Origin of the sequence: Citrobacter portucalensis (genome assembly GCF_002042885.1) — a bacterium.
GTDB classification, from domain to species: domain Bacteria; phylum Pseudomonadota; class Gammaproteobacteria; order Enterobacterales; family Enterobacteriaceae; genus Citrobacter; species Citrobacter portucalensis.
Window position 1 is genome coordinate 256328 of the sequence record NZ_MVFY01000008.1, and the last position, 11909, is coordinate 268236.

Sequence of the window (11909 nt, forward strand, 5' to 3'; positions counted from 1 at the left end):
CCAGCTTGCGCTGGCTTTTGGAAAGATTATCTTACGAATACGTCTTAGCCGTTACTTTTGGCAATGAAACGTTCCGGGATCATGAAACTAAATCGCGTCCCTTTGCCTGGTTCGCTTTCGATGTTCAAACGGCTGTCGTGGTGATGCAGCGCATGTTTCACGATGGCCAGACCCAGACCGCTACCGCCCGTTTGTCGCGATCTCGCCTTATCCACACGATAAAAACGTTCGGTCAAACGTGGTATATGCTCGGGGGCAATGCCCGGACCGTTGTCTTCCACGCAAAACTCCGCCCCTGACGGCACATGCTGCCAGCGTACGGTAATGTGCGTTCCCGCTGGTGTGTGGTTCACCGCGTTGTACACGAGATTCGAGATAGCGCTACGCAACTGCTCCTCGTTGCCTCGCACATTCAGGCTGTTATCGACATCAAAGGTAAACGTATGTTTATGCTGGCTCAGGGTTTGCGCTTCGTGCTCGATCACGCGCAGCATCATGGGCACATCGACTTTCTCATTCAGCTGTAACGTCGGCGCAGCTTCAATTTTTGACAGCGTCAGCAGCTGCTTCACCAGGCCTTCCATACGGTACGTTTGTTCACGCATGGTATGCAGTGCTTTTTCGCGCGTTGTCCCTTCCAGCGGGTGCTCCTGCATCATTTCCAGGTAGCCTTGCAGCACAGTCAGCGGTGTGCGCAACTCATGGCTGGCGTTGGCGAAAAAGTTACGCCGTGAACCTTCCAGTTGGTGCATCTGGGTAACGTCGCGCGCCACCATCAACAATTGCTTATCGGTATAGGGCATCACGCGAATTTCCAGATGCCGTCCGGTATTGAGCACCAGATTGATTGGCCGGCTAAAATCGCGCGTTTTCAGATATTGTGTGAATTCCGGGTAGCGCAGCAGGTTAAGAATATTTTGCCCGCTATCGTCCGGCCAGCGCAGTCCCAGAACCTGCTGAGCCAGTCCGTTACACCAGAAGATACCGCCTTCTTCGGTGGTCAACACCACCGCGTCGGGTAGGGATTCCGCCCCGCTGCGAAAACGTTTAATCAGGTTACCCAGTTCTCGACGGCGCTTTTTGTTGCGAAGCTGCATTTGATGCAGCCCATATAATAACGGCTCCCAACTGCCTCGCCCCGGCGGCGGCGTCATGCTTCTGTCGACCCATAACCACCAGGACAAACGTAATAAATTCCAGAAATGCCAGATAAGCAGGCCCGTTACCGACGCCAGTAAAAACCAGGGCAGGTAACCGAAAAAAGCGCTAAGGATAAATGCCGGTATGCAGCACAGGATCAGCTCCAGTACCAACCTTTTCCATGACAATCGTTCTAGCAAACGTCTTACTCCATAAACGGCCTAATCCATCAGGCCCTGATTCTTGTCAGTCAAAAGCGGGTCGAAAAACGATATCCCGTCCCGCGAACTGTCTGCACCATACGATCGTGTCCGCTGTGCTCCAGCGCTTTACGTAAGCGGCGGATATGCACATCCACTGTCCGGTCTTCTACGTAGACATTGGTTCCCCAGACATGATTGAGGAGTTGTTCACGACTGTATACGCGTTCGGGGTGAGTCATAAAGAAGTGCAACAGTTTGAATTCGGTCGGCCCCATATCCAGCGGTTCTTCGCCGGTCATTACGCGATGCGAAGTGGGATCAAGACTCAGCCCCTGCATCTCAATAACCTCTTCCACCGCCATGGGGGAAATTCGACGCAGCACAGCTTTAATACGCGCCACCAGCTCCTTGGGAGAAAACGGCTTGGTAATATAGTCATCCGCACCGGTTTCCAGACCCCGGACGCGATCTTCCTCTTCTCCCCTCGCCGTCAGCATCATCACGGGGATGTCCCGCGTCATGGCTTCGCGCTTGAGATGCTTAATAAACTGTAGACCCGAGCCTCCGGGAAGCATCCAGTCAAGCAGGACGAGATCCGGCCAGGGTTCATTGAGTTGGTTCACAGCACTGTCATAGTCTTCGGCTTCTACGGGTTGAAAACCGTTTTGCTCGAGCACGAAGCAGACCATTTCACGAATTGGAGCTTCATCTTCTACGACCAGAATACGTCTCGCCATGATTTGCCCTGTTTATAATTAAATCGTTTGCCATCAATACGGTGCCATTATGCGTCAGTTTTATGACAGATTTATGAAAAGATAGTCCAGGTTTAACGCAGCCAGACGAATTATGACAGCCTGGAGACAAGATATTACCGTCCCTGAAAGGTTATAATCCCCGCCACTGTTTTATCGTCATGGAACTCTTATGCGCATCCTTCACACGTCTGACTGGCATCTGGGCCAAAATTTCTACAGCAAGAGCCGCGCCGCTGAACATCAGGCCTTTCTCGACTGGCTGCTGGAAACGGCACAATCCCAGCAGGTGGATGCCATTATTGTGGCAGGCGATATTTTCGATACCGGCTCACCGCCAAGCTACGCCCGTGAGCTGTATAACCGTTTTGTCGTCAATCTGCAGCAAACTGGCTGTCATCTGGTCGTGCTGGCAGGCAACCACGACTCCGTCGCCACGCTCAATGAGTCCCGCGATATTCTGGCGTTTCTCAACACCACGGTCGTTGCCAGCGCCGGCCATGCGCCGCAGGTGCTGCCGCAACGTGATGGCACGCCGGGAGCGATCCTGTGTCCGGTTCCTTTCTTACGACCACGTGACATCATTACCAGCCAGGCCGGGCTAACCGGACAAGAAAAACAGCAGCATCTGCTGGGGGCGATCACCGACTATTACCAGCAGCAGTATCAGGACGCCTGCACGCTGCGTGGCGATCGAAACCTGCCCATCATTGCGACCGGCCATTTGACCACCGTTGGCGCCAGTAAAAGTGACGCCGTACGTGACATTTATATCGGTACGCTGGACGCCTTTCCGGCGCAAAACTTTCCACCCGCGGACTACATCGCACTGGGGCATATTCACCGGGCGCAGGTTATCGGCGGGACGGACCATATTCGCTACTGCGGTTCACCGATTGCCCTCAGTTTTGACGAGTGCGGCAAAAACAAATGTGTACATCTGGTGAGCTTTGAAGCGGGGAAACTCAGCGCCGTTGAAAATCTCACCGTACCGGTCACCCAGCCGCTTGCGGTACTGAAAGGCGATTTAGCCGCCATTACCACCCAGCTTGAACAGTGGCGTAACGTGCCACAAGAGCCGCCGATATGGCTGGATATTGAAATCACCACCGACGACTATCTGCATGACATGCAACGTAAGATCCAGGCCTTAACCGAAGATTTACCGGTCGAGGTGTTATTGGTGCGCCGCAGTCGGGAACAACGTGAACGTATTATGGCCAATGAACGACGCGAAACGTTAAGCGAGCTAAGCGTAACGGAAGTTTTTGACCGCCGCCTGGCGCTGGAAGAGCTCGAGGAGCCTCAGCGCGAGCGGTTGAATCAGCTGTTTAGCGCAACCTTGCACACGCTTGCCGGGGAGAGTGAAGCATGAAAATTCTCAGCCTGCGCCTGAAGAACCTCAACTCCCTGAAGGGAGAATGGAAAGTCGATTTCACAGCAGAACCTTTTGCCAGCAACGGGTTGTTTGCCATTACCGGGCCAACGGGCGCGGGGAAAACCACCCTGCTGGACGCGATTTGCCTCGCCCTGTACCACGAAACACCGCGCCTGAATACCGTGTCACAGTCGCAAAACGACCTGATGACTCGCGATACCGCGGAGTGTCTGGCCGAAGTTGAGTTTGAGGTGCGCGGCGAAGCCTACCGCGCATTCTGGAGCCAGAACCGGGCGCGCAATCAGCCCGAGGGCAACCTGCAGGTCCCGCGCGTAGAGCTAGCCCGCTGCGCTGACGGTAAAATCCTCGCCGATAAAGTCAAAGACAAGCTGGAGATGACAGCCGAGCTTACCGGGCTGGATTACGGGCGTTTTACCCGTTCGATGCTACTGTCTCAGGGCCAGTTTGCCGCCTTTCTTAATGCCAAACCGAAAGAGCGCGCCGAGCTTCTGGAGGAGTTAACTGGTACTGAGATCTACGGCCAAATCTCCGCCATGGTGTTTGAAAAGCACAAGTCGGCGCGTACGGAGCTGGAAAAACTGCAGGCCCAGGCCAGCGGCGTGGCGCTGTTAGCACCAGAGCAGGTGCAGTCCCTGACGGAAAGTTTGCAGGTACTTACTGACGAAGAAAAACAATACCTTACCAGCCAACAAACCCAGCAACAGCACCTCAACTGGCTTATTCGGCAAAATGAGCTTCAGACGGACATAAACCGCCACCAGCAGGCATTACAGGCAGCACTTCAGGCGCAAGAAGACGCGCAGCCGCAGCTGGCAGCGCTGAGCCTGGCGCAGCCGGCCAGAGCATTGCGCCCTCACTGGGAGCGAATCCAGGAACAAACGGCTACTATCGAGCGTACGCGCCAGAAGATTCAGGAAGTGAATACTCGCTTACAAAGCAGCTTAGCGCTACGCGGGCGTATCCGTCAGCAAGCGCACACGCAATCGACCGCGATACTCGCCGAACAACAGACGTTAACCGACTGGCTGAACGAACATGACCGCTTCCGCTTATGGAGTAGCGAACTGGCAGGATGGAAAGTGCTGCTGGCGCAACAGTCCGACGCCAGCGCCCAGCTACGCCAGTGGCAGCAGCTGCGGGAGAATGACACACGTAAGCTCGATGCACTGGCGCTTCCTGCGCTGACCCTTTCGCCGCAGGAAGTGACAGAAGCGCTGGCTCAACATGTGCAGCTTCGTCCATTACGCCAGCGCCTCAGTAATCTGCACGGGCAAATCGCCCCGAAGCAAAAGCAGATGGCACAGCTACGCGCTTCACTGCTGCAGCGCCAGCAAGAGCTGACCCAGCGCAACACGGTACTAGCCGAGAAACGTCAGCGCTATAAAGATAAAAATCAGCAACTTGCCGATGTGAGACTCATTTGCGAGCAGGAAGCCCGCATCAAAGATCTGGAAAGCCATCGGGTATTACTGGAATCCGGCAAACCTTGTCCGCTTTGTGGCTCTACTACACATCCGGCTATCGCGCGTTACCAGACGCTTGAGCTGAGCGTAAATCAGGCACGACGTGAAGCGCTGGAAAAAGAGGTCAAAACGCTGGCCGATGAGGGTTCAACCCTGCGCGGGCAGCTTGAGGCGATAACGCAGCAACTTCAGCGCGATGAACATGAAGCACAGAGGCTTTCTCAGGAGGAGCAAGCACTTACTCAAGAATGGCTGACCGTTACCGCCAGCCTCAACGTATCGCTACAACCGCAGGATGACATTGCCCCGTGGCTGGCCGCTCAGGAAGAGTACGAACAACAGCTTCACCAGTTAAGCTTGCGTCATACCCTGCAGGCGCAAATCGCCGCGCATACCGAACAGATTACTCAACTCCAACAGCATATTGACCAGCGCCAGGCAACGTTAACCTCAGAGCTGGACCGTCATGGTCTGGCCCTTCCGCCCGAGGATGAAGTCTCCTCATGGCTAAGAGAACGGGCGAACGAAGCGCAAATGTGGCAACAGCGCCAGAATGAACTGACTGAGTTACAGGCCCGGATTGCCCAGCTTGCGCCGCTGCTGGAAACGCTGCCAGAATCTGAGGCGCTTTCTGAAATCATTGAGGATCTGTCGCTGGAAAACTGGCGGCAGGTGCACGACGATTGCCTCTCTTTACAGGGACAGTGGCAAACCTTGCAGCAGCAGGAAGCACAGGACGTTCAGCGCGCCGCAGACATTCAGGCGCAGTTTGATGCCGCATTGCAGGCCAGCATCTTTGACAATCGTGACGCCTTTATCGCCGCCCTGCTGGATGAAGAGACCTTCAACCGTCTTGAGCAGTTGAAACAATCGCTGGAAGTCCAGCAACAACAGGCACAAACGCTGCTTAATCAGGCCCAGCAGGCGCTGGTGACTCATCAACAGCAGCAACCAACCGGGGTGGATCTCACGCTCACGGCACAACATCTTCGCGACACGCTGGCGCAGCTCACCCAACTGCTGCGGGATAACACCACTCGTCAGGGAGAGATTCGCCAGCAACTCAGGCAGGATGCTGAAAACCGCCAGCAACAGCAGGCGCTGATGCAGGAGATTGATAACGTCGCGCAACAGGTCGAAGACTGGGGCTATCTGAATGCGCTGATCGGCTCGAAAGAGGGAGATAAGTTCCGCAAATTTGCCCAGGGACTGACGCTGGATAACCTGGTCTGGCTTGCCAACAACCAGTTAACCCGTCTACACGGTCGCTATCTGTTGCAGCGCAAGGCCAGCGAAGCGCTGGAGCTGGAGGTGGTCGATACCTGGCAAGCCGATGCGGTGCGTGACACGCGTACGCTCTCCGGCGGCGAGAGCTTCCTGGTGAGTCTGGCGCTGGCGCTGGCATTGTCCGATCTGGTCAGCCACAAAACACGAATTGACTCCCTGTTCCTCGACGAAGGCTTCGGCACGCTGGACAGCGAAACGCTGGATACCGCGCTGGACGCACTGGATGCACTCAACGCTACCGGTAAAACCATTGGCGTGATCAGCCACGTCGAAGCAATGAAAGAACGCATTCCGGTGCAGATCAAAGTGAAAAAAATCAACGGGCTGGGTTACAGCAAACTCGACAACACTTTCAGAGTGGAATGACGCTGATTTTTCGACGTATTGATATTGCCGACAAGATCGGCAATATCATTCCCTGCATATTATTCTTACGCTTAAAAAATAACCGCTAGCGGTAAATCATATCAAAGGTCGCCGTGGCGTTGATTTCGCCGGCCCGCAAGTTCTCATTTAAACGTATGACGTGTGCTTTAAACGGCAGGTTGACGCTCCCTTCTGCAACATTTTTCACCGTGGGCAGGAGTTCACCAAAAGTCACTAACCGATCGTTATATAAAATTTGCACACCGACACCTTGCGCAGACGCCGGAGAATCAAGATCATTTAATGTCAGAATAGTGCTATCGCCTGCTGCCGTTGTACCAGAAAATAATACATTGACATTAGTATCCTGATCGCACGTCAAATCAATTTTAAAATCAACCGCATCACCAGTATCACCCGGGTTATTCAGACTGACAGTTTTAAAGTAACGACCCAAATTAACAGAAATATTCTTACTATTAAGCACACAACTGGCACTGTTAACTACCACATCTGCATCGGTAAAGTTAATATGAAGTTGGGCGGCTGATTCATATATTCGGGAAGCACTAAATCGTGATAATTGCAAGGGAGTATCTGTAATAGGTTGCCCGGTTGAGATTAATCGCACCTCAAACATTGCCGATACATTTGTGTATTCACACCCCTTACATGTTTTATTACCCTCGGCCTTTGCCGGAGAATAAAAAATACGGGCATCACTTGGTGAGTAGCTTTTGCCACTATCAACAGACAACCACCAAATTTTAATCCCAATGCCTGGGTTATTCGTCTGATAAACATATTCTTCAACACCATTTACCAGCGTCAATGATGAGTCATCATATCCACGATAGATTGGGTGCACCCCATTACAAAATATATCCGATTGATTTGGAGCACTAAGATAACCGCTATCCCATAGGACAGTTCCTGCAGGGACATCGCGCTGAGCGTTAATAGTCGGAACGGTGACCGTATAGGTTGCAGCTGTCGTATCATTTTTATAATAACATGAAGCATAACTTACCACTGACCAGTTTAGTACAAAAAATACAATCACATACCTAATGAAGGATATCATTATCACTTTCACCTTTATTTACACTCTGCCGCTAATATAGCAACGGTTTTGTTGGTAAGTTCATCGGCAGGAATAGCAATCTGCGCGGTACACTGCTGTGTTGCTTTCTCACCCCACTTCACCATAACGCGATCGCCTGCCGATATACCGGTTAAATAAACCTGTCCGTTATCACCCACGATACTGGCATAATTTTTTTCGTTTTCTCCTGCCAATGCCGCAAGCGCGCCGAAAGGAACGTTATTTCCATTATGTTGTAGCGATAACAAAACACGTATACCGGTGCGTGCAGAAAATGTTGCCAGTGTGACCGCACCACGCGAAGGAATCACCTGTTTGACGGGTTCCGCAATATCAACCTGAGGGTTACTTGCCGTATTCAATATAATGTTATTCGTTCGATAGGGTGAGGCATATGGAATGACGGCGTAGCCATAGGAATCAGTATATACACCGGTACTGTTTTCTACTTTAATATCAGGTCCATCGTCGGCATCGACTAAGGTCACCGTTTCAGGTAGCGACTGTGCTAAGGTAATCCCGCCAGCATGGCCGATAATCCCACCTTGTAACTTATAATTCACTTGCCGGCTGTTGTTGTCATAATTGTACCCACCAGAAACAGAGCCAAAAGAGCCTTGCCAGGTGGCATTCATACTTCCGTTCTCCCCCATTCCATTATTCCCCCAGGACTGCTGGAGATTATAATTGAGGTTATCATCCTGCAATGCAGTACCACTGATCCCAATCAGATGTTGCTGACTACGATGACGGTTATCTGTATAAGTATAATTCGCCCAGGCACTGGGTAACCATTTATCTAAGGGAATGCTGACAGTAAATGAAACCTGCTCATCACGATGTGAGGTTGGCGTTTGCGTCAACGAGTAGTTGAGCATAAATCGGATCCGTTCCCAGTTCTGGTTATAACCGACAGAAACCGTGCGCTCATAACCCGCCAGCCCCCAGTAATCTTGCTGATAACCGGAGAGATAGAAAGAACCTAGCTCATTCAGGCTCTGGCTGATATTTACCTGCAAGCGGCTACGACGGTTATTGGTATTGCGATAAGCATAAAAACTGTCGTCATTAATATCGTTAGTTCGGTTATTTAACGTTTCCGTAAACGTATAAAAATTACGGGTAGAGTAACGATAACTCGCAAGCGTAAGATTGGTGTTGGTCGTATCAATATTCTTCGCATACTGGGCACGATAAGACATCCCCTGCCAGACGTTATCAGCCACTTCGCTTCTGGCCGTTGTGGCATCAAACGAAAACGCGCCAAAATCATGAAGATCGATACCAAAACCTAATGCCGCGGAACGATAAAAATCACTGCCCAACACGCCGCTATACACGGTAAAACCATAAGGCAACCCATAGATAAGTTGCGCTTCGACCAGATTAGGATCCTCTGATGTATCATTATTTTGGTAATGCCCGGCGGCAACGCTATATTGCAATGCCCCCTGTCGCTGCATGATAGGTAAAGAAGACGACGTCTGAACGAAGCTACGCTCACTCCCATCAGCCTCCGTGATTGTTATATCGAAATCACTGCCGGAAGATACCTGCGGTACATCCGTAATTTCAAACGCCCCTGCGCTGACATAGGTTTGATAGAGGGTGTAGCCATTTTGCTTAATGGTCACCTTAGCATCGCTTTTCGCAATCCCCCGAATCACCGGCGCAAACCCTTGTTGGCTATAGGGCAGCATAGCGGTATCTGTTTGCAGACGAATACCACGAATCGGAAGGCTGTCAAAAATATCTCCCGCAGTAGAGCTATCGCCGAGCGTTAGTTGGCTACGCAGGCGCTTTATATCCCGCTGAATATACGTCGAAATGTTTTCCCAACCATCTCCGCTTTGGTAATTTCCATTGTTTCGTATGCGCCACGGCCCTACATTCAGTCCACTGTTTAAACTCAGGTAATTTTGTGTCGACGAGCCCTGAGAGCTGTAGTGTGTTTTAGAGCCGCTATAGTAATAACCCAACAGTGCAGCAGGTATCCCATCATCCCAATTATCAGGGTCGATATACCCCTGCACTTCCTGATTAACAGCAACTTGCGGAACACGAATATCCAGCCGTTGTTGCTGAGTGGAGAAAGTCCAGGAAGCCTCTTCAATGTAACGTCCGATATCATCAACCGTGGCGTCATCAGACATCATTTTCATCAATGGCATTTTGCTGACATTGACGCCATAGGCGGCCAGTTCTGATTTTTTTAACACGGGAATGAGTGCGGTATGGGCTTCATTAAGCACATACGTCACATTCTTTTTTTCAACAAAATGATTATTAAAATAAACAGAACTGAGGTAGACGCCTGGTGCAAGTGCATTATCGTCTAAAAAAGTACGGATCGCCTCTGCGCTGTCTATTGGGGAATCAAAACGTAGCGCATCAATATTAAACTCATCATCAGCAACTTGTGATTCAGCGATACAAAACGGACTACACAACATCAACGCGGTGGCAATAGCTGATAATTTCAATGAGAGAATTTCATGATAATTATTGATAGGCCGCATATTGTGGATATCCTTATCCGCCGAATTTAAAGTGACTTTTCCTGTTCGGAAGTGGCATTACCGTAGTCGTCAATTGCGCTCCACCGAACAGACTTAGCGTTCCCACCAGGAAGGGAATAGATCATTTTTGAATAGGGTGAAATCATCATAGACACAGCGGAAAGCGTATCTTTCGGCGGCTTTACCTCTTTGCCGTCAACGGTCATGTTATGCAAAGAAATATAATATGCCGTCGGGTTATCCACAGCCAAACGTCCACCTGAAACAGAAAATATCAGACTTTTGTATGCTTCTTGCGCGTCGCTTTTATTTAATCCTTTTGGTCGCCATATCAGCTTAATACGACTGCGGGTAGCCAATTGTAGCTTACTTTGTTGAACTAACACTTTAGGCGTCGCTTCGATAGACTTGATATTAGCCCAAAAAATTTGTTCACGATCTTTTGCCAGGATGCCATTTTTATCGACTGAGATAAAATGCAGGATATTCGTCTGTCCGCCAATAAGTTTAAATAACGGAGGAGTAATAATAAGAGGAGGCTTACTTTTATCATTCTTATCGAAGTTATCAACCCATGCCTGAACAAGCTGATTTCCATTACCCGTATTTTTTACCGTTGCCTGAACTTCATCTACATCTCTAGGATAAATAATACGCGTATTACTAATTTGCACCCCCGCCGAAGCAGTGTTTTGAAAAAGAATGAATATTGCTGAAAACAGCAAACCAGAAATGTTGAGATTCATCATTCATCCCTTATGGCTAAATCTCGAAAAGAATTACAGGACATACCCTGATTATCCTATGGCATATCCTGTCTGAACTTACGTCACACCCACTCTACGTCCCTTATGGATAGTAAATGGTATAGGTTGTGGTTGCAGCAAACTCGCCGCCTTTGATACTCGCCGGATCAACGGTTGCCACAACTTTTGATGTGAAGTTAAACGTCAGGTCATTTTCTTCGCTTGCCCCGGTCGTTTGAGCAAAAGCAGAGTTCGCTTCGTCGTTAAAAACGACTTTATCATTGCTGGCATCAGCGCCATAAACCACAATACCAACACCGGTATCAACGCCGCCAGTAAGCGCTTTCAGCTGCGTATTTTCCGTTGCGGTATCACCTGCAAAGGTCAGGTTTACCACAGTATTTGCCGGGCACTTAGTCAATTTAATTGCAAATGGCTGAACCTGAGACGCTTCTTCGCCAATACCAGCAAAGGCGTTCGTCCCCAGCGGGGTAAAGGGTACCTGAACATCTTCGCTGTCTGTATCAACCTGGCAAGGTGGGTTAATAATAGTACCGGTAAAAGTGACGGTGCCCTGGTCATCAGTTAAGTCTGCCGCATGCGCAACATTGATAGCCGCAACAAGCAACAAAGAGGCAGAAAGGAGCACTTTCTTTTTCATGTGAAATTTCCCTATAATAAATTTTATTATCTTTCGAATGCTGCCTCTGAAATTTCCGCCAAAGACTTTTGCATATAAAAATCCCAAACAGTCCTCAGAAGAGGTCCGAAAGATAGAATCTTATGCGTTCTAACCCAATGAATATTGTGGTCGACATATATAATATAATATGATTTTTATTTCATCAACAGCACAAAGACAAAAAATAATATTATTACAAAACAGCAAGTTATAATAAGTTAATCGATAAAACAAAAACAATATT

8 protein-coding genes are annotated in these 11909 nt (G+C 49.9%); 2 read left to right on the forward strand and 6 right to left on the reverse strand.

All coding sequences use genetic code 11. The annotated features are described in order from the left end of the window. Positions 1-44 precede the first annotated feature (44 nt). On the reverse strand, positions 45-1340 hold the full coding sequence (gene phoR / locus BZK40_RS14435) for a phosphate regulon sensor histidine kinase PhoR (RefSeq protein ID WP_079934856.1): 1296 nt from the start codon (positions 1338-1340) through the stop codon (positions 45-47). 50 nt (positions 1341-1390) lie between these two features. Further along, a complete protein-coding gene (gene phoB / locus BZK40_RS14440; RefSeq protein ID WP_003830970.1) occupies positions 1391-2080 on the reverse strand; it encodes a phosphate response regulator transcription factor PhoB in 690 nt (229 codons plus the stop codon). Positions 2081-2270: 190 nt separating this feature from the next. On the opposite strand from phoB, the gene sbcD reads away from it, so the two are divergent. Beyond that, on the forward strand, positions 2271-3473 hold the full coding sequence (gene sbcD / locus BZK40_RS14445) for an exonuclease subunit SbcD (RefSeq protein ID WP_079934857.1): 1203 nt from the start codon (positions 2271-2273) through the stop codon (positions 3471-3473). After that, entirely contained in the window at positions 3470-6613 is a 3144-nt protein-coding gene (gene sbcC / locus BZK40_RS14450) for an exonuclease subunit SbcC (RefSeq protein ID WP_079934858.1), read from the forward strand. The genes sbcD and sbcC overlap by 4 nt, the downstream gene beginning before the upstream one ends. Before the next feature lie 85 nt (positions 6614-6698). Here the strand turns inward: sbcC and BZK40_RS14455 are convergent, their stop codons facing one another. The 4 genes from BZK40_RS14455 to BZK40_RS14470 form a co-directional block, all read right to left on the reverse strand. Continuing rightward, a complete protein-coding gene (locus tag BZK40_RS14455; protein ID WP_079934859.1) occupies positions 6699-7697 on the reverse strand; it encodes a fimbrial protein in 999 nt (332 codons plus the stop codon). 14 nt (positions 7698-7711) lie between these two features. After that, positions 7712-10237 (reverse strand): fimbria/pilus outer membrane usher protein, encoded by a 2526-nt coding sequence (locus tag BZK40_RS14460; protein WP_079934860.1) that lies wholly within the window; start codon positions 10235-10237, stop codon positions 7712-7714. A 26-nt stretch (positions 10238-10263) separates the two neighbouring features. After that, a complete protein-coding gene (locus BZK40_RS14465; protein WP_253193181.1) occupies positions 10264-10986 on the reverse strand; it encodes a fimbrial biogenesis chaperone in 723 nt (240 codons plus the stop codon). A gap of 100 nt (positions 10987-11086) precedes the next feature. Then, the gene (locus tag BZK40_RS14470; protein ID WP_079934862.1) at positions 11087-11644 is read right to left on the reverse strand and encodes a fimbrial protein; all 558 of its coding nucleotides are present in this window, start codon (positions 11642-11644) and stop codon (positions 11087-11089) included. Positions 11645-11909: the final 265 nt, after the last annotated feature.

Coding starts and splice junctions, on each gene's coding strand:
- BZK40_RS14465 (WP_253193181.1), bottom strand. CDS start 10,986: ATGATGAATCTCAACATTTCTGGTTTGCTGTTTTCAGCAATATTCATT.
- sbcC (WP_079934858.1), top strand. CDS start 3,470: ATGAAAATTCTCAGCCTGCGCCTGAAGAACCTCAACTCCCTGAAGGGA.
- BZK40_RS14470 (WP_079934862.1), bottom strand. CDS start 11,644: ATGAAAAAGAAAGTGCTCCTTTCTGCCTCTTTGTTGCTTGTTGCGGCT.
- BZK40_RS14455 (WP_079934859.1), bottom strand. CDS start 7,697: ATGATATCCTTCATTAGGTATGTGATTGTATTTTTTGTACTAAACTGG.
- sbcD (WP_079934857.1), top strand. CDS start 2,271: ATGCGCATCCTTCACACGTCTGACTGGCATCTGGGCCAAAATTTCTAC.
- phoB (WP_003830970.1), bottom strand. CDS start 2,080: ATGGCGAGACGTATTCTGGTCGTAGAAGATGAAGCTCCAATTCGTGAA.
- BZK40_RS14460 (WP_079934860.1), bottom strand. CDS start 10,237: ATGCGGCCTATCAATAATTATCATGAAATTCTCTCATTGAAATTATCA.